The following is a 24,237-nucleotide window of genomic DNA, read 5'->3' as shown; positions in this document are numbered from 1 at the left end:
ATTTGATTATAACAAGGAAAATTTAAAAAAATCAAGTGAGATTTTAAAATTTTGTTTTAGAATCATAAGTAAACGATGGATTGATTTGTTTTTTATCGCTTAATTCTTTATACCAATAAGAATGTAAAATATAAACTTCCTCTTCTTCTTTATAGCCACTAATCATAGAGTGGATACTTCCTTTAATAGCAAATACGGCCATATAAATATGAATAGCAAAAAATACCGCACATAAAATACCCAAAATATTATGGATGATAGCTGAAGCTCTTAAAATATCTATATGAGAAATTCCAAAAATAGATTGCAAAGAAGTAGAATTAAAATCAAGGAAAAACATAAACGCACCAGTGATTATCATCAAAAAGCCACCAAAAACAGCTATATAATACCAAGATTTTTGACCAAAGTTAAACTTACCCGCAGGCACAGGTTTTTTCTCTTTGCTTAAATATCCACCTACTATCATCATCCATCTTAAATCATAACTTGCAGGAAGCATTCTTTTAATCCAACACAAAAGCATAGGAATGATGGAAATGATAAATAAAATAGTAGCAATACCATGTAAGTTTTTACACATTCTTACAAAAAATCCACCGCCAAAATACGATCCAAAAATCATAATAAGTCCGGTTGGTACAAGGATAATCCAAGAGATTGCTGCTACAAAATGAAACAATCTTTCAAATACTGAAAAAGCGTAAATTTTCTTACCATCATGAGAAAATTTCTTTGGACCTATGACCATATAATGCAAAGCAAAAGCTGAAATTACGACTATAAGTATAATCAAAACAGCACTTGCAATATACTCACCTTGCAGTTTAGTCCACAAAGCACCAAAATTTTGATAACTTTCTATATTCATCACTCTTTGCACATCCCAAATTTGAGTATTTTTAACTTCAAAATTTTCTTGAGCAAATAGAAAGTTAAAACAGGCTAAAAGAGCTAGTATAACTCTATGCATAAATTACTCCTAAACATTACACGCTAGAAAAAGCTTAGCGTTATAGTTTTGTTAATTTTCAGTTTCCATTTTTATTTTAAAAAAAGTTTTATTTAAAAAACATAAATTTGTAAAAAACTACAAAAAAACTCAATTTTTAGTTTCTTTTTGAATAATTTTCATAGCCAAATTCTCTTATCATAGATAAATTTTCATTCTTATCTAAGAACATTAAATTTGGAAGTCTTACTCCATTAAAAGTAGTGTTTTTAACTATGGAATAATGAATTTGATCTAAAAATACTATTTTTTGTCCTATTTTTAACTCTTGTTTAAAAGCATACTCGCCCATGATATCCCCTGCTAAGCAAGTATTACCACCAAGTAAATAAGCAAATTCGTTTTCTTTTAACTCGCTATATTTTTCCCCATCACGACTTGATAAAATTCTAGCATTTAAAACCTCGCTTGTATAAGGCATAATGATAGTATCTGGCATATGAGCTTCGCTTGAAGTATCTAAAATAGCTATTTTTTTCTCATTTTCTACTATATCTATTACACTTGCAACTAAAGTCCCGCACTGCCAACCCACAGCCTCACCTGGCTCAAGATACACTTGCACACCGTATTTATCGCTAAATTTTTTACAAAGATCAATTAGTTTTTGCGTGTCATAACCTTCTTTGGTAATATGATGACCCCCACCAAAATTAACCCATTTCATATTTTTAATAAATTTTGAAAATTTAGCTTCAAAAGCATTTAACACAAGCTCTAAAGAATACGCACTTTCTTCACATAAAGCATGAAAATGAAGCCCACTTAAAGCGCTTAAATCTTCATTTTCAAAATCAATCGCACGAATTCCTAATCTTGAAAATCTACCACAAGGATTATAAAGTTCTTTTGGAGCCACTGAAAGCTCTGGATTACAACGCAAACCAAGAGACTTTTTACTCGCTTTATCTTTAAATTTTTTAAACTGATTAAAAGAATTAAATACTATATGGTGTGAAAGATCTATGATTTCATCTATTTCATCATCTTTAAAAGCAGGTGAAAAAGTATGAATTTCTTTATTCATATATTCTTTTGCAAATTTAGCTTCCCAAAGCCCACTGCAAGTACAACCTGATAGATACTCACCCACTATATCCATAGCACCTGAAAAAGCAAAACCTTTTAGAGCAAGCAAGACTTTTGCTCCACTTTGCTCACTCACTTTAGCCAAAAGCTCACAATTTTTTCTAAGCTTGTCTTCTTCTAAAATATAAGCAGGAGTTTGAAAGTCTTTATCTAAATGATTTTTAATTAGCATTATTTGTCCTTAATTTTTTGATTTAAAACCACTTGTATAACAAATCATATTAAAATTATATCTTGTTTTTATAATTTACAATCATTAATCAAACAATAGCTATAATCAAAATCCAAATCAAAATTAATTTAGGAGTAAAAATTTAATGGATAGAAGGTTATTTTTAAAATTTAATGCTTTAGGTTTAGCAAGTATTAGCAGCACTTATGCAATGGGGGATCATTCTCATCATAATATGCACTCAAAACATACACAAAAAGATACAAAAGAAATCAATACTTCTTTTATCAAACTAGAAAATCCAAACATTAAACTACTCGATGAAAAAGACTTTCCTAGCGGACAAACATTAGCAAATTTAAAACTTCTAAAAAACACAAGTACAAAGAAAAATTTCTTTAGATCAAGTATAGAAATCAAAGAAAGTCAAATAGAGCTTGTTAAAGGTAAAAAAACAAAATGCTTTACTTACAATGGCTCTATACCTGGACCTAAAATAGAAGTTTATGAAGGTGATACTGTAGAAATTTTGGTAAAAAATAGTTTAAAAGAGCCAACTACTATCCACTGGCATGGACTTGACATACCACCTGAGCAAGATGGCAACCCACACGATCCTATCATGCCTGGTAGAGAAAGAATTTATCGCTTTAAACTTGGAGAAAATTCAGCAGGAACCTACTGGTATCATCCACACCCACACTACACCACAGCAAAGCAAGTTTATAAAGGCTTAGCAGGGGTATTTGTAGTAAAAGCTAAAAAAGATGCGTTGTCGCATTTACAAGAACAAGATTGGGTGATTAGTGATTTGCGTTTAGATAAAAACGCACAAATTCCTGATAATAATTTATTTGATTGGCTAAATGGCAGAGAAGGAAATTTAGTTCTTATCAATGGACAATTAAAACCAAAAATAACACTTGACAAAGCTCAAAGAATTCGTATTTATAATTTTTGTGCGGCAAGATATTTAAATTTACGCATTAAAGGTGCTAAATTTATTTTAGTAGGAACTGATGGAGGGCTTATAGAAAAAGGTGTTGAATTAGATGAATTATTTTTAAGTCCTGCTTCAAGAGTAGAAGTGCTAATCAAAGCAAGTAAGGGTGAATTTAAACTTGAAAGTACTTATTATGACCGCGATAAAATGCTTGTTAAAGAAGAACCTTACACTCTTATGTTGGCTGATCTTAAAGTAGAAAAAACTATAGAAAACATACCTGAAAAGCTACGAGAATTTTCACCTTTAAAAGAAGCTACAAGTTTTAAAGAAGTGATTATGAGCGAAGATCATATGCAAATGCATGGTATTAGTAAAAAAAGTGAAGAAGAAATCAAAAAAAGCCTTGCCTCTATGTTTTTAATCAATGGTAAAACATTTGATATGAATAGAACGGATTTAACCTCAAAATTAAATGAAGTAGAAGAATGGGTAATAAAAAACAAATCGCATATGGATCATCCTTTCCATATACATGGAACACAATTTGAACTCATATCTTCTAAATTTAAGGGTAAAATAACAAAAGCAAAATTCAGAGCATTGCAAGATACGATTAATGTAAGACCTGGAGAAGAATTAAGACTTAGAATGAGTCAAAAATTTACCGGTATTAGAATGTTTCACTGCCATATTTTAGAGCATGAAGATCTTGGAATGATGGGAATTTTAGAAATAAAAGAATAAAGGTAAAAAAAATGGTAAAAGTTGAATTTCTAGGGCCAATTAACAAAGAAAGCTTAGAACTAAATGTAAGCAATCTTAAAGAATTAAAAGCAATTTTAGGACAAGATGAAAGTTTAAAAGAATGGCTTGAACTTTGTGCAGTTGCTTTAAATGATGAAATGGTTTTTGATGATGAAACTACCTTAAAAGATGGGGATAAAATTTGCTTATTACCACCGGTTTGTGGAGGATGAGTTATGTTTGAATTACATCAAGGAGCCTTAGAAATTCCTAGCATTTATGCTAGATGGTACGAATATGCTAAAGATAAAAACTGCGGAGCTTTGATCACATTTTGTGGTATAGTGAGGGCTGAAGATGAGATTGAGGCTTTAAGTTTTGATATATATGAGCCTTTATTAAAAACTTGGTTTGAAAAATGGTGCCAAAAACTTGCAAATGAAAATGTAAGCTTGATGTTTGCTCACTCTATCGGTGAGGTTAAAGTGCATGAGAGTTCTTATTTTGCTGGGGTTTTAAGCAAGCAAAGAAAATTAGGACTTAAGTTAATTAATGATTTTGTAGAAGATTTTAAAGCAAGCGCACCTATATGGAAATATGATATCATTAATGGCGAAAAAATTTATGCCAAAGAACGCTCTTTGAAACTTCAAGGAGCAGGAATTTTAAGCACTAAGGACTAAAATGCTAACTTCTTATAGCCAAAGTTTAGACATACTTCATTCACACATACAAGCATATGAAAAGATAGAAAACATCGCTTTAACACAGTGCTTAGATAGAATTTTAGCCATAGACATCAAAGCTTCTACTAACAACCCTCAATTTCCCACTGCTTCTATGGATGGCTATGCGATTAAATTTAGTGAGCAAGATGAGCCTTTATCTATCATAGGTGAAGTACCTGCGGGAGTTTTTCCAAGCTTTAAAATACAAAATAAAGAATGTGTTAAAACCTTTACAGGCTCTTTAATGAGTGAGGGTTGTGATACCTTAGTACCTGTGGAAAAAGTCGAAGTTAAAAACAGTGTAGTTTATATAAAAGAAAAAGTTCCACAAGGCTTTGCTGTGAGAAAGGTGGGTGAGAGCTACACCAAGGGCGAAATTTTACTCACTAAAGGCACAAAACTAGGTTATAGCGAGATAGCACTTTTAGCTGAGCTTGGATATTTTCACATTAGTGTATTTGCTAAACCTATCATAGGCGTGCTAAGTAGTGGAAGTGAAATCAAAGACTTAGGCGAAAGCTTAGAGCACTCTGCACAAATTCGCTCATCAAACCATGTAGCCATAGCTAATATGGCAAAAAAACTTGGTGCTGAAGCTAGAATTTTTCCACTTTTAAAAGATGATATGCAAAAAACCCCAAGTGTTTTAAAACAAGCACTTAATGCGTGTGATATTTTAGTTACCACCGGTGGAGTTTCCATGGGGGATTTTGACTTTTTAAAACAAGCTGTTAAAGAGTATGAAGTCATCTTAGATAAAGTCAATGTAAAGCCTGGCAAACACATCAAAATAGCCAAATTTGAAGATAAATTCATCTTTGCCCTACCGGGTTTTCCATACTCGGCTATGGTGATGTTTAATTTATATGTAAGAGAACTTTTAAATATTTGGCTTTTACAAGAAAAAGACTATATATTTAAAGCATTTGCAAATACTGACTATAAGAAAAAAAGTTCGCATTTAGAATTTGTAGCTTGTAATATAGAATTTAAAGATGGAAAAATTTATGCCAATTTAAAAGGTAAAAAACAAGGCTCAAGTGCTATCATCAACAACCTTAACCACAAGGCTGCACTTATGATAGCAAATGATGATATAAAAGAAAATGATTCAGTGGATATTGTTTTAATGCCTTAGTTTTTACATAAGTATTTTTTCATATCAAAATGCATTATTTTGGTATCATTTTTTAAATACAATGGATGTCTTGGGTTATTAGTTTTTTGTAACTCCCAAACACAACCATTTTCTTGTTTTATTAAATTTATCTTGAGTAAAAATATCCTTTAATAGCACATGCAAATATTCTCTTATATTAATTAAATTTCCCCAACAAGCCAAAATATCCACATTTTTATATTCACATAAAATGTGATTTATATACTCTAAATTTTTGTTATGTATATCAACATTATATCCATAAGGAAGTTTATTTGGATTAGTTGAAATTTCTGGATAAATATTCAACATTACAAAGCTTTCATAATTATTAAATTTAATTATATTTTCTAATTTTTTTATGGTTCGATCAGCTTTTTTATCAGTTGCAATACTAGGATTGATTCCTATGCATAGTAAAATACTATTTGATTTCTTTCCTAAAACATATCTACACTTTTCATCATATACATATATATCATAATTTTTCATGCATAACCTTAATTTAATATACTAAAATATCAAAAAATCCCTTTTCTAAAAAGTCCTAAAAGTTTTGTATTAATGTAATAATTATTTCTACCTATTTTAACACATTCTAAAACCCCTAATTTTTCACAAATTTTAAGATATTTTGAAGCACTCTGTCTTGAAATATCTAGTTTTTTTATTAAAAAATCTATTTTTGTATAAGGGTGAGAAAACAAAAGTTCCACAAAATCTTTACTATAAAAATTTGTTTTATTTTGCAAAATATCACTTACATCGTTCATCATTTTTTCTATTATAATGATAGTTTCAATTGTCTTTATGGCAGTTTGCTCTACACCTTTTAGTATATATTCTATCCATTCTAAAACAGCACCTTCATCGCGTACTTTTTGCAAAAGAGTGTAATATTCATCTTTATTTTTAACTATATAAGCACTTAAATATAAAATAGGCAAATCCAAAAGCCCTTTATACACTAAATAAAGTATATTTATAATCCTACCTGTTCTACCATTTCCATCATAAAAAGGATGTATACTTTCAAATTGATAATGAATAATTGCCATTTTTACTAAAAAATCAAGTTCATCTAGAGTATCATCGTTAATGTATTGCTCTAAATTTTTCATAAGTTTTTGTATATCATCAAAATTTTGTGGTGGTATATGCTTAATTTCACCTGTAATAGGATTTTTAAGCATGGTTCCACTTTGTTTTCTAAAACCTGCATTATTTCCTTCTAACCTTTTTTGAATTTCTAAAATATGAGCATTTCTTAATAATTGCTCTTTTTTTAAAAGCTCATATCCTTTTTTTAAAGCATTTTCATAGTCTTTTACTTCTTTTGTTGCCCTTGTGAGTTTCTTTTCATCAATTTTAGATAAAAAAAGCTCATCGTGAGTAGTAATAATATTTTCTATCTCACTTGAATCTTTAGCTTCTTGCAAAATTAAAGCATTGATTAAAATATTTGGGTTTGGAATGCTTTTACTAAGTCCATTTAATTCGGCTAATTTTCTTGAAGCTTTGATGATAAGGTTATAAATATTTGCGTTTAATTTTATATCTAAAGGTAGTTTTGGCGGTATAAACTCTTTCATGTTTTTTCCATATGTTAAAATTTATAAAATTTTTTAACATTATAAAAAAATATGTTAAAAAATCAAAAATTTTTAACATATTAATTCTACACACCTTTAGTATATAGTATCTTACTTTATTTTCCCTATTGCAATAAAAACCTAGCTTTAATATAATTTCAAAAACCACAAAGGAGATAAAATGGACTCAAAAATCTTTTTAGAAAATGGTCGTGTTAAAAGCAAAGGTTATGCTATGCTTAGCAAAGATTCTAAATTTACACCTTTTGAATTTACACGCCATAAAGTAGGTAAAAACGACATCTTAATCGCTATCAAGTACGCAGGAATTTGTCATAGTGACATACACACTGCAAGAAGCGAATGGGGCGAAGCAACCTACCCTTGCGTACCTGGCCATGAGATAGCAGGAGAAGTTATCGCGGTGGGTGAAAATGTGAGTAAATTTAAAGTAGGTGATTTTGCTGGAGTTGGGTGCATGGTAAACTCATGCGGAGAGTGCGAAGCATGCAAAAAATCTCAAGAGCAATTTTGCGAAAATGGTAAAACCATCTACACTTATAACTGCAAAGATGTATTTCATGATAATGAAAACACCTATGGAGGCTACTCAAATAACATCGTAGTAAGTGAAAAATTTGCTATCAATGTACCAAAAAATGCACCGCTTGACAAAGTGGCGCCTTTACTTTGTGCGGGTATTACTACCTATTCACCGCTTAAATTTTCAAACATCAAAAAAGGCTCAAGCGTAGCTGTAGCAGGATTTGGTGGGCTTGGTATGATGGCAGTAAAATATGCTGTGAAAATGGGTGCAAAAGTAAGTGTTTTTGCAAGAAATGAAAACAAAAAATCAGAAGCTCTAGCTATGGGTGTGAGTAATTTTTATACTAGTACAGATAAAAGTGTGGTGAAAGAAAGATTTGACCTCATCATCTCTACCATACCAACCCCTTATGATCCGCTAGCTTATATGGATTTATTAAAATTTGGTGGTGAGATGGCTATAGTAGGATTACCTCCACATGAAGTAAGTCCTAGCATTAACATCATTCATTTTGTACATAAAGCCGGTAAAAAAGTATATGGCTCGCTTATTGGGGGCATTAAAGAAACTCAAGAAATGCTTGACTTTTCTTTAGAACATGGAATTTATCCTGAAATTGAACTCATCAAACCAAGCGAGATTGACAAAGCTTATGAAAACCTCACTTCAGGAAAAGCCAAATTCCGTTATGTAATCGATATGAGTGAGCAGGATTAATACTCATCAAAAATCACATCGCTAGTATCAAAACCTCTTTGCTTGGCTATTTCAAGCAAAGAGTTTATTTGCTCTTTTGCTAAAATCTCTCTTGACAAAATCCATAAATATTTTTTATCAGGACTACCTACGATAGAAACTTGATAGCTTGTGTCAATGTAAATAATCTCATAATTTGGCTTGTTAAAAACATTCATAAAAATACTAAATTTAACCGCTAAAGATCTTGGTGATTTTACCCTAGCTTTGCCATTTGCCTGAGAGATTTCTCCATTTTCTTTAGTGCATATATTTTTGACTTTGATTATAGGCGTAGAGCCTTCATACTCTAGCTCATATTCTGCCTTAGCACTTTTGCAAGTTTTTTGAAAAAACGCAGGTTTTCTAGCCATTTCTAACCATGTGCCCATGTATTTTTCTAAATTTATACCATCTAATAATTCTATCATTTTTCTTCCTTTTGATTTGCCTCGCCCCAATCACACATCGCTTGTAAAATAGGAATTAAACTTTGTCCTTTTTTAGCAAGGCGGTATTCTACTTTTGGAGGGATTTGTGGGTATTCTTTACGCGTGATTAAATCATCATTTTCAAGCTCTCTTAAAGTATGTGTTAAAGTCTTAAAAGAAATATTACCAAGATATCTTTTAAATTCATTATATCTTACAACTTCACAACGAAACAAACAATACAAAACGCTCATCTTATACTTTCCCGAAATCAAAGATAAAGTATAATTAAATCCGCATTCCGTAAAATCGCACTTTTCTTCCATATACTTTCCTTTTATATAGCATCATGCTTTTTTATATTATAATCCAAAATCATTTTTTATCAAAATGAAAACAAATTAAAAATGGTTTCGATGGATTTCATCACAAATCTTATCATTGCTGCTATTGTTGGTGGGGCATGCGGGGCTGCGCTTCATTTATGGAAAAAGAAAAAAAAGATAGTAGCGAAAAATAATATGTGAAGCAAAATGCTTCACATATATCTATACTAATTGTCTATCATTTTTATGATATTTTAAAATACCCTCTGCACAACGATAAGCCAAAGCTCCAACTGTATCAGTAGGATTATATCCGCTATTGTGCTGAAAATTTCCTGCACCCACAACAAAAAGATTATCCATATCCCAATGTTGCAAATAAGTATTAACAACACTTGTTCGAGGATCAGCACCCATAGTAGTTCCACCCGTATTATGTGTAGATTGATAAGGCACAATACTATAATCTTTTAAATAAGTTCCTTTTTTAATTGATCTCACTCCTTGCATTTTTTTAGCTACTTCAGCTGTTTTATCTGTTATAAATTTATGCAAAGCACGATCTTGATCTGTAAAATTATAAGTAAGTCTTACAAGTGGCGTTCCAAAAGCATCTTTATAGGTTGGATCTAAACTCAAATAGTTACTTTTATGTGGTAAAGATGCGCCTTGCCCTCCCACTGTAATGGCTCTTGTAAAATTATAGTTTAAAGCTTTTTTAAATTCAGCTCCCCAACTTGGAGTTCCTTTTGGCAGCGGAGCTGATTGGATAGGGCGATTTCCAAGTTGTACACTATAAATCATAGCTCCGTGTAAAAACTTCTCTTTTGAGTGATCAAAATTATCCCCATTATAATCATCGCAAGTTGTACCCAAAGCACCTGAACCCATATATGTATTAAATTGCTCATCAAAAAACGCTGTTGTTCCCATATTGATTTGATAACAATAGTTTTTACCTAAAGTACCTTTGCCTGTATTTGGATCGTATTGCTCACCTATACCACTTACCATTAAAAGCTTAGCATTGTTAAACATATAGCTTGTAAGCACTACAATATCTGCTGGCTGAATATACTCTTTCATAGTTCTAGTATCTACAAACCTAACTCCTGTAGCTTTGCCATCTTTTTTTAGTATTTCTATAACATTACTATGAGTTCTTATAGTATATTTTCCTGTGCTCATGGCTTTAGGTATGACAGTATTAATAGGACTAGCCTTAGCACCATACTCACAACCAAAACGCTCACAATAAGCACAATATTGACATGGGGCTAGATCTTGACCATCTGGATTAGTATAACCACCTTTTGAATTAGCCGCAGGTAATCTAAATGGATGTAATTTCATTTCTTTTGCAGCTTTTTCGAAACGTTTAAGCATTTTAGTATTTTCTAAAGGTTCTTGCGGATAAGGACTTGATCTAAACAAACCCATTTTTTCAGCAAGTGGGTTTTCTTCTCCACAAATTCCACAGGTTTTTTCAAACTTATCATAATAAGGTTCCATATCTTTATAGGTTAAACCCCAATCTTGCAAGGTATAATCATCACCTAATTTATTACCATATCTTTCAAAACTTTTTGTTTTAATCTCAAAATCATAAGGTAAAAATCTAAAGGTCCAACCATTCCAATGTACCCCTGCACCACCAACATTACTTCCAAGTAAAAAAGATCCCATTTTTCTATATGGTAAGGCTAAACCATTGACATTATGGCGAAAAGTTACTGTATCTTTTGAGCAATCTTGCATTAAACCATAGTTAATACCATATCTCCACTCATCGTGAATCATTGCAAAATTTTCCGTAGTTTGCATCATACCACGCTCTAAGCTCAAGACAGTCAATCCAGCTTTGGTAAGTTCTGCTGCAACTATACCACCTGTCCAACCAGCTCCTACTGTTACCACATCTACTTTTTTTAATACTTCTACCATAATTCATCCCTCCATATCAGCTAAGCTCATAGGCTCTATGTCAAAAAACTCATCACTTGCAATTTTGTCAATATAACTCATTTGAGCACCAGGATATTGCATCATTCTCCATCCATTTTTATTATCATTACCACCATAAATTGGATCAGACAAAACTCCAGCTATTGTCATATCCCTTAAAAGAGTAAAAAATTCAGAAGATTTAAGTCCTATGAAATCGATTTTATTTTTTTCTAAATCAACTAAAATTTTATCCTGCTCAACTCCTTTTAAAGATGAAAAAGTTTTTTTATAACGCTTTTGAGATATTATTTCCAAAGCTTTAACACCCTCTAAAAAAATCTCATTACGCTTCATTGGGGTTTGATAACCTTGCTCAGCAATTCCTTCTATAAATGGTCCTTGTAAGTATTCTCTATCATTATAACCATAAGCTGAAGCTAATTGATTATCAATAAAATAAGGTACGCCTAAGCCTATAGCACCATCACCTTGCTCATCTTTTGGATAAATTCTCTCACATGCTGCACTTAGATTATCAAAATCAGTCTGCACTTGAAAAAACATTTTTCCTCTTATTTTATTTGAACCTCCTTGTGTTTTCTTGTGCGCATGAGTTAATTCTGCAGCATGCAATATAGCTCCACCACTCATAGTGCTAGCAGCAACCACGCCACCACCTAAAAGACTTAATTTAAAAAAATTTCTACGATCAATGACATTATCTTGCATATCTTCCTCCTTTTTATTGACAATATCAAATCATATCAATTCTATTCCTTGATTTTTTAATATAGTCTTAAATAAAAAAAATAATACTATTTTTGTATTATTTTAAAAAAATCAATCATAAAAAGTAACATATTTGTTTTAAACTTTCTTATAATATAGTATCTTACATAAACTTCGGCATTGAAATATAGTTATAGTTAAATTATAATTTTAAAAAACATAAAAAGGAAAAATATGCAAAAAGTATTATTATTAAATGGTGCAAAAGAATTTGGACACTCCAAAGGAAGATTAAACACAAGCTTGCATGAGCTTGCACTTAAGACTTTACAAGAGCTTGGTTTACAAACCCAACAAACACACATAGATCAAGGTTATAACACAAACGATGAGGTAGAAAAAATTCTAAATGCTGATGTTTTGATTTGGCAAATGCCTGGTTGGTGGATGGGAGAGCCTTGGATAGTGAAAAAATACATTGACGATGTTTTCACAGCAGGACATGGAGTATTTTATAAAAACGATGGTAGAAGTCATAATGAACCTACTAAGAATTATGGCACAGGTGGGCTTTTAAAAAATAAAAAATACATGCTTTCGCTAACTTGGAATGCTCCAATGCAAGCTTTTGATGATGAGAATGAATTCTTTAATGGAGCCGGAGTTGATGGAGTGTATTTACACTTTCACAAAGCACATGAGTTTTTAGGAATGAGTGCTTTGCCTACTTTTATAGCCAATGATGTAATCAAAAATCCTCAAGTACAAGAATATTTCACAAATTATAAAGCGCACTTAGAAAAAATTTTTAAAGCTTAGAAATTTGGGATTTGATGCTAGAAATCATTGATTTTTTAGCCTCAAATTCACTTTTTAAATTCAAAATAATCTGTCTTTTAGTCTCAATAAAATCAACAAAACTTTGCATATAATTTTTATAAATTTTTAAAACCACAGGCTTATTTAAAAGCAAATCTTCAAATTCATATACATTAAGCTCGGTTAATACTCTTTGGTGCACTTCACTTGCTTTAGGATGATACAAGCTAAACTCAGTGCTATCAAGCTCGTAAAATTCTTTACTTGCATTCATTTTAGTACTAAAAAATCCCAAAGTAAGTTTAGTAGCACTTTCATAATTTGCCAAAGCCTTTAGATTAAGCTTTTCTAAAAATAGATCAAGTTCAAGTTGGCTTTTAAACAATAATTGTTTAAAATCTTTTAAAAAAAGTTCTTCACTAGCACTAGCAAAGCTTCTAAAACTAGCAAATTCTTTTTCACTTTCTAAGGCATTTTCTTTTTGTAAATTTGAAAATTGAGCCTTAAAAAGCAAAATTTGCTCTTCTAAATGAGTAAAAAATAAGGAAAAATCATCTTTAATTTGACTAAATTCTAAAGCGATTTCATTTTTTAATCTTTTAAATTCCTTATTCATTGCTTCAGAGTTATAAAACATAGCCAAAAACACATCATCACTTGAAAGATATGGCGCTTTATAAGCAACTTTTTCATAAAGATTTTTCTTAAATAAACCCTTAGCTTCTTTATAATAACTACTATCTTTTTCTTTGATAAATTTTAAAATTTCTTGAGCAATTTTTTCTCCAACAAGTTTTAATTTATCCAAACAATTATGATTTAGAATTTTGATTTTTTGCTCTAGCTTGCTTGTTTTGAAAGTTTGCAAAATAGTATTAAATTTAAGCTCTAATTGCTCTAGCGCATTTTGAAACAAATCATATTGATTTAACAAAAGCTCGCATAAATTACTAAGTTTTTCTTTAATAAAATCTTTTTTAATGCACTCATAATCAAGTTCTTTTAAATACTCATAAAGCAAAGGTAAATTTGACTTTTGCAAATCAAATTTTGCTTCTTTGCATGAAATTGCGATGATTTTTTCAAAATACTTATCAAAAACTAAATGTGCATAATTTAAAACATTTTCTAGCTCATCTTGACTTAACTTGTCTTTTTGATTAAGCACGCAAATTCCACCACGCTCTAAAAGCTTAGCATTTGCCTTTATAGCATCTTCTTCACTTTTTTTACCTGCATTATCAATCAAACTAAGCCAAATAGCACTATGCATAAAAGAAAGCTCTTTAAAAGTAGTTAGCGTATCGGTGGTGTTTGCATTTAAACCTGGGGTATCTATAAGTGTGATATCTTTTAAAAGCTCAATAGGTGCAAAAAGGTGCAAACTTTTAGTTTCTTTTAGCTCATTTCTTTGATCGCTAAATTTAGAAAGTTCGTCTATATCAACAATCTCATCACTGCCATCTTCATATTCAACTCTTAAAAAATACTCCTTAGCATAGCGTAAAAAAGTAGGCTTAAAAGTCACTGGCACCACGCCTGTTGGCAGGCATTCTTTTTGTAAAATCAAATTTAAAAGCGTGGATTTACCGCTGGAAAATTGCCCTATAATAGCCACATTAATGGCTCTTTTATAGCTAGCTATAATCATTTCAAGATCTTTTAAAAACACATCATTTAAATGCAAGCTTGGTTCTAAAAATGCATTTTTGATTGCTAAGATTTTTCCTTCAAAACTATCATCAAAGCTTTTACAATAAGCATTTTCATAAGCTTTTAAAAAATCATTAATCAAATCATTTTGCATTTAAAAGCTCCGTTTTTAAAGTCTTTAAACTTTGTAATTTTGTATTGTTTTTTTCTAAAAACTCTTTGGAGTTTTGCTCGTTTTGTTCTATTTGCAAAATCAAGTCTTTTAAGTCTTTGATTTGCTCTTCTTGCTCTTTTTCATATAAATTCAAACTAAGCTCTAAATTAGTAAAAAATTCTTGATTATTTTTTAAATCTAGTGCGATTTTTTCTATATTAAATGTTTGTAATTTTTCTAAAATTTGATTTTCTAAAGAGCTTTCTAGTTTATAAATATCTTGCGTGGATTCTAAATTTTTTAAAAGTCCTGCTTTTAATGCCATAAAAAGATCATTGGTAAAAATGCTTTCTATTTTTGTTTCAACCTTACTTTTAAAATCATCACAATTTTGCTCTAAAATAGCTTTTAAAAAATCATATTTCACACTTAGAGTGTTTTTAAGCTCATTAATTTTATACTCACTTTGCTGTTTTAGCTCTCTTAAAAGATCAAAAATTCCATCTTTTAAAGTCGTATCAATGATAATATTTAGTCTTTGAGTGTTGTTTTTGATTTTATTATTTTGATTATATTTTAGCTCATCTATAAGTTTTTCTTTTAATTTCTTAGCTAGTAAATGCAAAAGTGTTAAAATTTCTTGAGTATTTTCATCTTTTGTGTTAAAAATAGCACTTAGTTCTGCTTTTACTTGCATTAATTTTTCTTTTTTTGCTTTAAAATCATTAACAATAGCTTGATTTTGCTTATCAAGCTCAAAGTTTTCATAATTTAGCATTTTATTAGAAAATTTAATTTTTTCTTCTATTTTTTCTAAATGCAATAATAATTCTTTTTTATAAGCACTTAGAGCGATTTTGTTTTTATCATATAAGCTTTTAGCTATAAGTTCTTCTAGTGTTAAAATATTACTTTGTTCTAAATTCCCACCTTTTTTTTGATAAAAATCATTAGCTAATTTTGAAGAAATACACACAAAATCTAAATTATCTAATAATTCTTGGCTAAGCTGCTTTTGTGCTAAATTTTCTTTGAGTTTATTTTTAGTATAGTTAATTACTTCTTGCAAGTCTTTTTGACTAAGCAAGTCAGCCTTAGTAAGCACAATCAAAAGCTTACTTACCCTTGAAGTTATCAAACATTCTATAATAAAATCACAATCTTTTTGACTAAGACTTTGAGAAGCATTCATAAGGTGGATTAAAAAATCAGCCTTACTTATATAATCTTTTGTTAAAAGCTCTCTTTGGATAATCACATCATCAAGTCCTGGAGTATCAACTATACAAACATTATCTTTTAAAAAATCAAGCGGTGCAAAAAGCTCTATTTTTTTAATAAGTGCTGAGATTTTGTTTTTTGCACTAGTGTAATTTTTTAATTCTTCAATTTTTATTTCTATATTTTTATTTTCTTTTTCAATATACTCATTTAGATTAAAATTTTGTTCTAATTGTTTTATAAGTTCTTGCATGTCTTGATTATCTTTAGAGCTTTTTAAAATATCTTGCCATTCTTCATCACTCCAAAAATATATCTTAGCTTTTTGATCTTTGCCGTATTTTAAAACACTCAAATTTGCAGTTTCAGGCACATTAGATACACCTAAAAAATCTTTTTTTAAAAGCGCATTTAGCATGCTTGATTTACCTGCATTTACCACACCCGTTACCGCGATAGAAAAATCAATATTACTAAATTTAACTAAAGCTTCTTGTAAGAGTTTTTGAGCTTTTTCATCCTCGCAAAGCTCTTGTAAGTTTTGATTAATGAGATCTAGTGTTTGATGTGAGTTTTTAACTTCTTGCTTGTAATCTTTTTGAATAACTTTTTGCCTAGATACAAAAGCATATATTAAAGTATTATTGGTGATTTTTTGAAGTTTTTCCAAAGCTTTTAAAAGCTCGTTTTTGTCTAAAATTCCCAAATTTAAAGCATTAATAAAACAAACCTGTGCATACTGTATACCATAAAGATCTAAGCGTAAATTTAAACTTTTCATCAAATTTTTAAATTCATTTAAAGCGCTAAATCTTTCATAATTATCAAGATTAGTACTTAAAAGAATTGCTGCTTTTTGAGCATCAATTAAACTTTCATCAAAAAGTGTATTTGTGTCAAGATAAACACTATGATTTTGCCAAATTTGTTTTAGTAAGGTTTTAAGTGCCCCCTTTTCTTGGGGGCTAGGATTATTTGTTTCTTTGAGCGACAAGCTGTCTTCTCATATAAGCAATTTTACTTTGTAAAGGTAGTTCTTTTGGACAATTATCTTCACATGCAAGTAAAGACATACATCCAAACACACCATCATCATCACCCACTAATTCATAAAAATCCTCTATAGTTCTGTGATCATGTGGATCTTGTAAATATCTAGCTGTTCTTAAAAGCCCAGTAGCTGCGATAAAGTCAGGTCTCATCAACTTAGTCGCACAAGAAGCAACACAAATTCCACACTCTATACAACGATCAAGTTCAAAAGTCTCATCAGCAACTTCTGGCTCAATACGCTCTTCAAGTTTAGAAATATCTGTTTCTTTTTCATTATGCACCCAGCTTTCAACGCGCTTACACATACCATCAAACCACTCACCTGTATTAACACTCAAATCTTTAATATGTCTAAATGCAGGCAAAGGCATAAGCTCTATAACGCCATCTGGATAGTCTTTTGTCAATGTTTTACAAGCAAGTTTTGGCTTACCATTGATCATCATAGCACAGCTTCCACAAATCCCTGCTCTACATACAAAGTCAAAACTCAAATCCGCATCCATTTTTTCTCTGATTTGAGTTAAGCACACAAAAATCGTCATAAATGGAGTTTCTTCAAGCTCATAAGTAACAAAATGAGGCTTAGAAATTTTACTTAATGGATTATATTTAAATGCTCTTATTGTTAATTTTCTACTCATAATCAACTCCTATTCTTTGATTTGGCGCTTTAAATTTAGCTTGTAATTCATAAGGCATTAAAGCATGTTGAATTTCATATCTACCTTTGCCTTCTGCTTCCATTTTTTCACGGATCGCATCAACTTCAGCTTGGCGTTTTTCACTTAATGGGTTTTCAATGATATTTCCTTTAGCACCATAACCTCTAAATGCAGGTGGGATTTCCATTTTCATAATGTCAAGATCTTCATACTCAACTCTAGGCATACTTTCACCTTCTACCCAGTAAGTATTTGTTCTTTTCATCCAATTTAAGTCATCTCTTTTTGGATAATCTTCTCTATAATGAGCCCCACGGCTTTCTGTTCTTAAAAGTGCACCATAAGCAACACATAAAGCAATTTTTAGCATTCTTGGAACTCTATAAGCTTCTTCAAGCTCTGGATTTGCACATTTTAATTCTTTATCATGCACTTTTAGATCAAGTGATTTATGATATAACTCTTCAAGCTCTTTAACCGCTTCTTCAAGACCTTGACCTGTTCTAAAGATAGCTACTTTTTCCCACATAATGTCTTTCATTCTGTTTTTGATTTCAAAGACATCATGCTTTCCTTCTTTACTTACAAGAGATTTTAAGTAATCATACTCTTTAGAAAGGAAAGATTTAACAATGTTTGTATCAATTTCTGAACCATTTTCTTTACAATATTGTGCAAAATAATCCCCTACGATCATACCTGCAACAACAGTTTCTGAACATGAATTTCCACCCAAGCGGTTAAATCCGTGCATGTCCCAACAAGCTGCTTCACCACATGCAAAAAGACCATTTAGCCATTGACTTTCACCGGTTGGTTTTGTTCTAATACCACCCATTGAGTAATGTTGCATAGGTAAAACTGGCGCCCAGCCTTTTGGACCCTCATCAGCAGGATCAATACCATTAAATGTTTTACAAATATCTTGAACATCGCGAAGATTTTTTTCAACATGAGCACGACCAAGGATAGAAATATCAAGCCATAAATGATCTCCATAAGGACTTTTTACCCCTTTTCCTTTTCTAATATGTTCCATCATTCTACGACTTACAACATCCCTACTTGCAAGTTCTTTTTTCTCAGGCTCATAATCAGGCATAAAGCGGTAACCATCAACATCTCTTAAGATACCACCATCACCTCTACAACCTTCAGTTAGTAAGATACCGCTTGGCACGATTGGAGTTGGATGAAATTGCACTGCTTCCATATTTGAAAGTCTGCAAAGTCCAGTTTCAAGTGCAATAGCAGCTCCCGTACCTTCACAAATAACAGCATTTGTAGTTTGTTTATAAATTCTACCATAACCACCTGTTGCAATCATAGTTCCTCTAGCAACATAAGCAATTAATTCTCCATTAGTTAAATCTCTAGCAATAGCTCCTAAACATTTTTTACCATCATGAATTAATCTTACTGCTTCCATTCTATCAATGATTTTAACTTGATGTTTAATCGCTTCATTTGCCACACCATATAACATACAATGCCCTGTTGCATCAGCTATATAACAAGTTCTCCATTTTTTAGTACCACCAAAGTCTCTTGCATTTATAAGACCATGTGCTTCTTCTTTTTCTTCGATAGTAGTTTTTTGAGCGTTTATAACAACAGTTCTAGGTCCTTTTGTAACTCTAGTCCAAGGCACACCCCAAGCAGCAAGCTCACGAACCGCTTTTGGAGCAGTTTGTGCAAACATTCTAGCTACTTCTTGATCACAGCCCCAGTCAGATCCTTTTACTGTGTCAGCAAAATGCACATCTTCATTATCACCTTCGCCTTTTACACTATTTCCTAAACTTGCTTGCATACCACCTTGTACAGCAGCTGAGTGAGATCTTTTAACCGGACAAATACTTAATAAAGTTACACTCTGACCACTTTTTGCAACTTCAATAGCAGCTCTTAAACCTGCAAGACCACCACCAATAACTAAAGCATCACTATATTGTATGTTCATATTTAGCTCCATCATAAGTTTTTACTATTTGCGCTACAGAGTTGTTTTGGTAATTATTAAGACCTATTTTTGCAAAAGCAGCTAAGCTTAATACACCTAAAACTAAGAAGAAAATACTAATAAACCATTTTGCTTTTTTAAGTTTTTTACGACTTTCTTTTGCATCTTTACCTTCAAACCAACCCCATTTTACACATAATCTATATAAACCAATACTTCCATGCAACTCAACACAGATTAATAAGGCAATATAAAATAACCACATAAAATGACTTACCACTCTATCGCCTGACATATCAGCACTGATTTTATCTGCATTAGTTATAACAAAAATCAAATGCGCTGAACCTAGGAAAAACATTACAAAACCAGTTGCAGCTTGAACCCACCATAAAGAAGAATCACCATGATTCATATATTTTAAGTGTGTTCTACAAAGTTGATATTGTCTAAAATTGATAGGAAATTTTCTCATTGCAAGACCTGCATGCACAAAGAAAATCACTAAAACACAGGCGGCTAAAAAAGAAGTGATGTAGCTCATCATAGGGCTATCAATGATAAATTTTAGTTCCAAAAAGTGAACTACTGAATCAAAAAAATCATCACTAACCAAAATGGTAGAAACGAAAAACATATGTGCCCACATAAACAAGCCTAAAATCAAGCCTGTTGCACTTTGAATATAGTCAAGTTTTGCTGGCATTTTGCTTTTTTTGCCATCAACACTCTTGCCTAAAAAACCTTCAATGAGTTGGCTCATATTTACTCCTTTAAAAAGTTGATAATTTATAATATCGGAGCAATTATAGAACTTTTATTCTTAAAAAAAATAAAAATTTATAAATTTTTTTTAATATTTCTTAAATAAAAAGATAAAATTAGTCCTAATAAAAACATTATAATACTTAAAATTTGACCCATACTCATACCAAAAACAACAAAGCCTATACCAAAGTCAGGCTCTCTATAAAACTCACAAACAAAACGCGCTAAAGCATAAAAAATTGTATAATAAGCAATAAGCTCTCCATTGTATTTTTTATATTTTTTTATCAATAATAAAATGATAAAAACTATAAAACCTTCTAAAAATGCTTCATAAAGTTGCGAAGGATGACGCAATACCCCATCTACATAAATACCCCAAGGTACATCCGTAGCTCTACCAAATAGCTCTTGATTTAAAAAATTTCCAATACGCCCAAAAATATAACCACATGGCACACTAATAGCAACCAAATCTAAATATTTCCATAAATTTTGTTTATTTTTTTTACAAAAAGCATAAGTTGCTATTAAAAATCCTATAACAGCACCATGGTAACTCATACCTCTAATTCCTACAAATTCTCCATTATAAAAAGGATTAAAAATTTGCCAAGGATGCGTAAGATACCATAAAGTATTTGCATCATAAATTAAAATATAACCCAATCTTGCACCTAAAATTACACCAATTTCAACCCATATAAAATAACTATCAAGCATAGCTTTTGAAATTCCCATATTGTCTTTAATAGCATAGTATTTTGCAACCATTAAAGCAACAAGTAAGGCTAATACATACATAATACCATACCAATGCACTTTTAAACCAAAAATTTCAAAAGCCACTACATCAAAATTTGCATAAATATTTTGCCAAAATTCCATAAAAAAGCCTTTATAATAAAACACATAATATAGCAAAAAATTGTATAATTATAAAAATAACAAGGAGAGAAAATGAAAAAAATATTATTATTTTTTAGCATAATTTTATTTTTAAGTGCTTGCACTGGTAATCAAAAAACTTATTATATTTCTATGCCAAGTTTTAAAAGTTCTTTTGAAGAACATAACAATACAAAAGAAAATAGCCCAAAAGTTAAAATCAATGAAATAGAAAATATTAAAAATACTTTTTATAGTTCTTATTTTGAACAATCTACCCTAAATCAAAGAATCAATAAAAGCCTAGAATTACTAAAAAAACAGCTATTTAAAGATAGTAAAGCACTATTAGAAAGTAAAGGATATACTATAGATAATGAAAATCCTGATTATGTTTTTAATATTACCATCAGTGCTAACTTATATGAGGATAAAGTTACAAGAAATTCAAGTCTTGGAGGCGATAGTGTAGAATCTTCTTTTATGATTATTTTAGAAGCTCAAAGTCATTTAAATAATTTGCATCAAGAAGATACCTTCCAAAGCACAACAAGCTCTGCAAAATTAAACGATCCTATTATTTTAAACTATCCTATAAAAGGTCAAGCAAGTATAGAAAGTTTTAGACAAGTTTATAGTGCTGTCCCAACCCAAGTAAATGAAAGTCTTGCAGCTAGTGCTTTGGAAATTGATAAAGTTTTTATTGCTTTTTACAAAGAAATCACTTCTAGTTTAAAAACCAATATAAAAGAAATCAAGGAAGAATCAAAAGCACAAGAAAATTTAGAAGCTCAAGATATAAAACAAGATAGTAGAAAGGAAGAAAAAATCTCTCCTTATCAAAATAATGAAGTAATTATTTTTGAATAGCTAAAGCATGAAACACTTTGATTCTAAATTTAAGGTCAATGTGTTTTTCTTCTGATTTAAATTCAACAGGCGTACTTATTTCTATTAAATTTTTATATCTTTGTAAATCATTTAAAAAAGAATAAAAAGCTTGTGGATTTTTCATCTTTACGCTAACTCCAAATTGATATTTTAAATATTCTTGTCTTTTTTTAATAGGAATAAGATTTATTTTGACATCATCAAAATAATTTTTCATAAAATCCATTAATTCTTTTTGAGAAAATTCCGCATTGATTTGAGCTAAATTTTGCGCGTTTGTACTTTGAAAATCTCTAATAACCTTTTCCAAAGCTTGTAATTCATTTAATGCTTTGGTGTTTTGAATTTGTTGAGCAGCTAATCTGGAATGTTCGATTTTATAATCCTTCAAAAAAGGTACAATTAAGAATAAAATCAATATTGCACAAAGTGCAACAAATGAAAAAGAATAAATCAATATCTTTAGTATATCAGCTTCTTCTAAGCTCTTATCTTTTTTGTTCATACATTTCCTCTGGTATAGTAATATTTACACTAACAAAGCGATACCACCCATTTTCTAATTGATAATAGCTTGTTTGAGAATTTGAAAAAATACTTCTTAATGGGGCTTCTAACAACAAAGCAAACATTTCTTTAGTAGGTGTAATACCTCTTAAAATAAGCGACCTATCTTCCATTAAAACCTCATCTAAAGATATATTTTTAGGCACTAAAGTAAAAAGGTTTTGAATACTTTTTAATAAAACTTTATTTTTACCATTCTCTCGTTCTTGTTCTAAATCCCCTAAAATCATTTCTGCTTTATTATTTTGTCTTACTAATTCTTGATATTTAAGTTTATTGGAATTAATTTGAGCTATGATTTGAGCTAATTCTTTTTTCTTATCATCAAGTTGCACAGATGCATAGTAGCTTTTAAAAACAACAACAATAAACACCACAAAAATCAAAGACACACTAATACTAGTAAAATAAATCCAAATTCTAGTAAAAAGATTAAAAACTGGTTTTATCTTAGGCTTTATTAAACTATATCTCATAGCTTCAAATCCTTAACTACAAGCTCATTCATCAAATTTAAAGTATCTATAAGCTCTACTTTTGGCTTTATAAAAAGCTCATTTTCTAAATAATCTAGCGAGGTTGCACTAAAACTTTCCTCATCAAAAATTACAATTTCTTCTAAAAAACTATTATCATACAAAGGATTATGATAAAATTCTTTTACACTTGAAATGATGTATTCTATCATTTTCATATCTGAACTAAAATTTTCTAAAGATTCCATAGGAAGCTGTTCTTCATTCTCATCTAAATCTTCAAGCTTATCAAGTTCTTTACTCATCTCTTCTAAACTTTTTAAATCATAATTTTGCTCATTTTCTTCCTCTTGGCTTTCATCATCAATTTGCAAATCAAATTCTTCCTTAATATCATCAAAAAAATCAACTTCGTCATAATTTTGACTAGCTATATTAAAATAACTTCCAAATAATATAATCTCATTTTTACAAATTAACATCGCAACAAAATCATGATATCTATACACATAAAGGCCTATTTTTTCTTCAAAACCTCTATTTGCTATACAATGATAAAGCAAAGAAAAAGGTGAGTAAAGCAAATCTAAACCACCAAAAGCTTCATAATCTTCTTTGTAAGAACTCAAAGATTGATTGGAAACATACAACAAAGCATTATTAAAAGGAATACATTTAACATTATTTGCTTCTACTCCAAAATTAGAAAGCTCTTTGAAATTTGAACTTGGCACTACACCTTGAGCAATAGGTGTAAAAAAAGTACAAATATAATAAATTTGAAAGTCTTTACTTAAATTTTTAACATATTCTATTGCTTTTTCTTTATCTTCAAAACTTTTTTCAAAAGTATCAACTGGTTGAGATTTTTTCCAAGTATGACATCTTATAATGTATTGTTTTTCATCATAACAAATACAAATTAAAAGCTGTAAAATATACTTTCTAAAAAAAGATAACAT

24 protein-coding genes are annotated in these 24,237 nt (G+C 30.3%); 7 read left to right on the top strand and 17 right to left on the bottom strand.

Annotated features, from left to right (window positions below; translation table 11 throughout):
• Positions 1-43: 43 nt before the first annotated feature.
• Complete coding sequence (locus tag L8T82_RS04205; RefSeq protein ID WP_039627999.1) at positions 44-973, bottom strand: formate dehydrogenase subunit gamma; 930 nt, start codon at positions 971-973, stop codon at positions 44-46.
• A gap of 136 nt (positions 974-1,109) precedes the next feature.
• Positions 1,110-2,273 carry a carboxynorspermidine decarboxylase gene (nspC, locus tag L8T82_RS04200; protein WP_263725940.1) on the bottom strand — a complete coding sequence of 388 codons (1,164 nt, stop codon included), beginning with the start codon at positions 2,271-2,273 and terminating at the stop codon, positions 1,110-1,112.
• A gap of 145 nt (positions 2,274-2,418) precedes the next feature.
• Here nspC and L8T82_RS04195 point away from each other — a divergent pair, with 145 nt between their 5' ends.
• The 4 genes from L8T82_RS04195 to L8T82_RS04180 are packed head-to-tail and all read left to right on the top strand — an operon-like array spanning position 2,419 to position 5,829.
• Positions 2,419-3,963, top strand: a complete 1,545-nt coding sequence (locus tag L8T82_RS04195) for a multicopper oxidase family protein (protein ID WP_263664643.1) — start codon at positions 2,419-2,421, stop codon at positions 3,961-3,963.
• Between the two features lie 11 nt (positions 3,964-3,974).
• Positions 3,975-4,196: a molybdopterin synthase, small subunit gene (locus L8T82_RS04190; RefSeq protein ID WP_039617593.1), complete on the top strand. Its 222-nt coding sequence runs from the start codon at positions 3,975-3,977 to the stop codon at positions 4,194-4,196.
• Positions 4,197-4,199: 3 nt separating this feature from the next.
• On the top strand, positions 4,200-4,646 hold the full coding sequence (locus tag L8T82_RS04185; protein WP_039627992.1) for a molybdopterin synthase catalytic subunit: 447 nt from the start codon (positions 4,200-4,202) through the stop codon (positions 4,644-4,646).
• A gap of 1 nt (position 4,647) precedes the next feature.
• A complete protein-coding gene (locus L8T82_RS04180; RefSeq protein ID WP_263725939.1) occupies positions 4,648-5,829 on the top strand; it encodes a molybdopterin molybdotransferase MoeA in 1,182 nt (393 codons plus the stop codon).
• Positions 5,830-5,907: 78 nt separating this feature from the next.
• Here L8T82_RS04180 and L8T82_RS04175 read toward each other — a convergent pair whose 3' ends face one another.
• Together L8T82_RS04175 and L8T82_RS04170 are read right to left on the bottom strand one after the other, a co-directional pair.
• Positions 5,908-6,342: a DUF1643 domain-containing protein gene (locus tag L8T82_RS04175; RefSeq protein ID WP_263725938.1), complete on the bottom strand. Its 435-nt coding sequence runs from the start codon at positions 6,340-6,342 to the stop codon at positions 5,908-5,910.
• Between the two features lie 29 nt (positions 6,343-6,371).
• Positions 6,372-7,442 (bottom strand): Fic family protein, encoded by a 1,071-nt coding sequence (locus L8T82_RS04170; RefSeq protein WP_263676359.1) that lies wholly within the window; start codon positions 7,440-7,442, stop codon positions 6,372-6,374.
• A gap of 181 nt (positions 7,443-7,623) precedes the next feature.
• On the opposite strand from L8T82_RS04170, the gene L8T82_RS04165 reads away from it, so the two are divergent.
• Positions 7,624-8,706, top strand: coding sequence for an NAD(P)-dependent alcohol dehydrogenase (locus tag L8T82_RS04165; RefSeq protein ID WP_263725937.1), 1,083 nt, complete (start codon positions 7,624-7,626; stop codon positions 8,704-8,706).
• Here L8T82_RS04165 and L8T82_RS04160 read toward each other — a convergent pair.
• From L8T82_RS04160 to L8T82_RS04145, 4 genes are all read right to left on the bottom strand, one after another.
• Positions 8,703-9,155, bottom strand: coding sequence for a lipocalin family protein (locus L8T82_RS04160; protein WP_263661085.1), 453 nt, complete (start codon positions 9,153-9,155; stop codon positions 8,703-8,705). The genes L8T82_RS04165 and L8T82_RS04160 overlap by 4 nt on opposite strands.
• Positions 9,152-9,481: a MarR family transcription factor RrpA gene (gene rrpA / locus L8T82_RS04155; RefSeq protein ID WP_263674758.1), complete on the bottom strand. Its 330-nt coding sequence runs from the start codon at positions 9,479-9,481 to the stop codon at positions 9,152-9,154. Before rrpA ends, L8T82_RS04160 begins: the two co-directional genes overlap by 4 nt.
• 222 nt (positions 9,482-9,703) lie before the next feature.
• Positions 9,704-11,425 (bottom strand): GMC family oxidoreductase, encoded by a 1,722-nt coding sequence (locus L8T82_RS04150; RefSeq protein ID WP_263660546.1) that lies wholly within the window; start codon positions 11,423-11,425, stop codon positions 9,704-9,706.
• Positions 11,426-11,428: 3 nt separating this feature from the next.
• Complete coding sequence (locus L8T82_RS04145) at positions 11,429-12,157, bottom strand: gluconate 2-dehydrogenase subunit 3 family protein (RefSeq protein WP_263725936.1); 729 nt, start codon at positions 12,155-12,157, stop codon at positions 11,429-11,431.
• 234 nt (positions 12,158-12,391) lie between these two features.
• Between L8T82_RS04145 and L8T82_RS04140 the strand changes: the two genes are divergently transcribed.
• Positions 12,392-12,976 (top strand): NAD(P)H-dependent oxidoreductase, encoded by a 585-nt coding sequence (locus L8T82_RS04140; protein WP_133319433.1) that lies wholly within the window; start codon positions 12,392-12,394, stop codon positions 12,974-12,976.
• Here L8T82_RS04140 and L8T82_RS04135 read toward each other — a convergent pair.
• From L8T82_RS04135 to lgt, 6 genes are all read right to left on the bottom strand, one after another.
• The gene (locus L8T82_RS04135; protein ID WP_263725935.1) at positions 12,966-14,783 is read right to left on the bottom strand and encodes a dynamin family protein; all 1,818 of its coding nucleotides are present in this window, start codon (positions 14,781-14,783) and stop codon (positions 12,966-12,968) included. The two genes, L8T82_RS04140 and L8T82_RS04135, sit on opposite strands and share 11 nt — an antisense overlap.
• Positions 14,773-16,998 carry a dynamin family protein gene (locus L8T82_RS04130; RefSeq protein WP_263725934.1) on the bottom strand — a complete coding sequence of 742 codons (2,226 nt, stop codon included), beginning with the start codon at positions 16,996-16,998 and terminating at the stop codon, positions 14,773-14,775. Before L8T82_RS04130 ends, L8T82_RS04135 begins: the two co-directional genes overlap by 11 nt.
• On the bottom strand, positions 16,976-17,701 hold the full coding sequence (locus L8T82_RS04125) for a fumarate reductase iron-sulfur subunit (RefSeq protein WP_012661078.1): 726 nt from the start codon (positions 17,699-17,701) through the stop codon (positions 16,976-16,978). Before L8T82_RS04125 ends, L8T82_RS04130 begins: the two co-directional genes overlap by 23 nt.
• On the bottom strand, positions 17,694-19,685 hold the full coding sequence (locus tag L8T82_RS04120; protein WP_220566271.1) for a fumarate reductase flavoprotein subunit: 1,992 nt from the start codon (positions 19,683-19,685) through the stop codon (positions 17,694-17,696). The genes L8T82_RS04125 and L8T82_RS04120 overlap by 8 nt, the downstream gene beginning before the upstream one ends.
• A complete protein-coding gene (locus L8T82_RS04115) occupies positions 19,669-20,448 on the bottom strand; it encodes a fumarate reductase cytochrome b subunit (protein WP_070255907.1) in 780 nt (259 codons plus the stop codon). Before L8T82_RS04115 ends, L8T82_RS04120 begins: the two co-directional genes overlap by 17 nt.
• 77 nt (positions 20,449-20,525) lie before the next feature.
• Positions 20,526-21,341: a prolipoprotein diacylglyceryl transferase gene (gene lgt, locus L8T82_RS04110; RefSeq protein WP_220566270.1), complete on the bottom strand. Its 816-nt coding sequence runs from the start codon at positions 21,339-21,341 to the stop codon at positions 20,526-20,528.
• Positions 21,342-21,413: 72 nt separating this feature from the next.
• Between lgt and L8T82_RS04105 the strand changes: the two genes are divergently transcribed.
• Positions 21,414-22,211, top strand: a complete 798-nt coding sequence (locus L8T82_RS04105) for a membrane lipoprotein lipid attachment site-containing protein (RefSeq protein ID WP_263725933.1) — start codon at positions 21,414-21,416, stop codon at positions 22,209-22,211.
• Here the strand turns inward: L8T82_RS04105 and L8T82_RS04100 are convergent.
• The 3 genes from L8T82_RS04100 to L8T82_RS04090 are packed head-to-tail and all read right to left on the bottom strand — an operon-like array spanning position 22,198 to position 24,237.
• Positions 22,198-22,737, bottom strand: coding sequence for a hypothetical protein (locus tag L8T82_RS04100; protein ID WP_070255897.1), 540 nt, complete (start codon positions 22,735-22,737; stop codon positions 22,198-22,200). The two genes, L8T82_RS04105 and L8T82_RS04100, sit on opposite strands and share 14 nt — an antisense overlap.
• Positions 22,721-23,275, bottom strand: coding sequence for a hypothetical protein (locus L8T82_RS04095; protein ID WP_220566268.1), 555 nt, complete (start codon positions 23,273-23,275; stop codon positions 22,721-22,723). Before L8T82_RS04095 ends, L8T82_RS04100 begins: the two co-directional genes overlap by 17 nt.
• On the bottom strand, positions 23,272-24,237 hold the full coding sequence (locus L8T82_RS04090; protein ID WP_133319440.1) for a hypothetical protein: 966 nt from the start codon (positions 24,235-24,237) through the stop codon (positions 23,272-23,274). The genes L8T82_RS04095 and L8T82_RS04090 overlap by 4 nt, the downstream gene beginning before the upstream one ends.

The sequence above is a fragment of the Campylobacter sp. IFREMER_LSEM_CL292 genome, assembly GCF_025771615.1.
In the GTDB taxonomy this organism is placed as follows: Bacteria; Campylobacterota; Campylobacteria; order Campylobacterales; family Campylobacteraceae; genus Campylobacter_D; species Campylobacter_D lari_D.
The sequence above is the reverse complement of the archived record's forward strand: the minus strand, read 5'-3'. Positions and strand labels throughout refer to the sequence as shown.

What these genes read in the sequence shown, in the direction of transcription:
- L8T82_RS04180 (WP_263725939.1), top strand. Translation starts at nt 4,648, where the DNA reads ATGCTAACTTCTTATAGCCAAAGTTTAGACATACTTCATTCACACATA.
- nspC (WP_263725940.1), bottom strand. Translation starts at nt 2,273, where the DNA reads ATGCTAATTAAAAATCATTTAGATAAAGACTTTCAAACTCCTGCTTAT.
- L8T82_RS04100 (WP_070255897.1), bottom strand. Translation starts at nt 22,737, where the DNA reads ATGAACAAAAAAGATAAGAGCTTAGAAGAAGCTGATATACTAAAGATA.
- rrpA (WP_263674758.1), bottom strand. Translation starts at nt 9,481, where the DNA reads ATGGAAGAAAAGTGCGATTTTACGGAATGCGGATTTAATTATACTTTA.
- L8T82_RS04150 (WP_263660546.1), bottom strand. Translation starts at nt 11,425, where the DNA reads ATGGTAGAAGTATTAAAAAAAGTAGATGTGGTAACAGTAGGAGCTGGT.
- L8T82_RS04115 (WP_070255907.1), bottom strand. Translation starts at nt 20,448, where the DNA reads ATGAGCCAACTCATTGAAGGTTTTTTAGGCAAGAGTGTTGATGGCAAA.
- L8T82_RS04095 (WP_220566268.1), bottom strand. Translation starts at nt 23,275, where the DNA reads ATGAGATATAGTTTAATAAAGCCTAAGATAAAACCAGTTTTTAATCTT.
- L8T82_RS04160 (WP_263661085.1), bottom strand. Translation starts at nt 9,155, where the DNA reads ATGATAGAATTATTAGATGGTATAAATTTAGAAAAATACATGGGCACA.
- L8T82_RS04125 (WP_012661078.1), bottom strand. Translation starts at nt 17,701, where the DNA reads ATGAGTAGAAAATTAACAATAAGAGCATTTAAATATAATCCATTAAGT.
- L8T82_RS04145 (WP_263725936.1), bottom strand. Translation starts at nt 12,157, where the DNA reads ATGCAAGATAATGTCATTGATCGTAGAAATTTTTTTAAATTAAGTCTT.
- L8T82_RS04105 (WP_263725933.1), top strand. Translation starts at nt 21,414, where the DNA reads ATGAAAAAAATATTATTATTTTTTAGCATAATTTTATTTTTAAGTGCT.
- L8T82_RS04090 (WP_133319440.1), bottom strand. Translation starts at nt 24,237, where the DNA reads ATGTTATCTTTTTTTAGAAAGTATATTTTACAGCTTTTAATTTGTATT.
- lgt (WP_220566270.1), bottom strand. Translation starts at nt 21,341, where the DNA reads ATGGAATTTTGGCAAAATATTTATGCAAATTTTGATGTAGTGGCTTTT.
- L8T82_RS04140 (WP_133319433.1), top strand. Translation starts at nt 12,392, where the DNA reads ATGCAAAAAGTATTATTATTAAATGGTGCAAAAGAATTTGGACACTCC.
- L8T82_RS04195 (WP_263664643.1), top strand. Translation starts at nt 2,419, where the DNA reads ATGGATAGAAGGTTATTTTTAAAATTTAATGCTTTAGGTTTAGCAAGT.
- L8T82_RS04175 (WP_263725938.1), bottom strand. Translation starts at nt 6,342, where the DNA reads ATGAAAAATTATGATATATATGTATATGATGAAAAGTGTAGATATGTT.
- L8T82_RS04205 (WP_039627999.1), bottom strand. Translation starts at nt 973, where the DNA reads ATGCATAGAGTTATACTAGCTCTTTTAGCCTGTTTTAACTTTCTATTT.
- L8T82_RS04135 (WP_263725935.1), bottom strand. Translation starts at nt 14,783, where the DNA reads ATGCAAAATGATTTGATTAATGATTTTTTAAAAGCTTATGAAAATGCT.
- L8T82_RS04170 (WP_263676359.1), bottom strand. Translation starts at nt 7,442, where the DNA reads ATGAAAGAGTTTATACCGCCAAAACTACCTTTAGATATAAAATTAAAC.
- L8T82_RS04190 (WP_039617593.1), top strand. Translation starts at nt 3,975, where the DNA reads ATGGTAAAAGTTGAATTTCTAGGGCCAATTAACAAAGAAAGCTTAGAA.
- L8T82_RS04185 (WP_039627992.1), top strand. Translation starts at nt 4,200, where the DNA reads ATGTTTGAATTACATCAAGGAGCCTTAGAAATTCCTAGCATTTATGCT.
- L8T82_RS04165 (WP_263725937.1), top strand. Translation starts at nt 7,624, where the DNA reads ATGGACTCAAAAATCTTTTTAGAAAATGGTCGTGTTAAAAGCAAAGGT.
- L8T82_RS04120 (WP_220566271.1), bottom strand. Translation starts at nt 19,685, where the DNA reads ATGAACATACAATATAGTGATGCTTTAGTTATTGGTGGTGGTCTTGCA.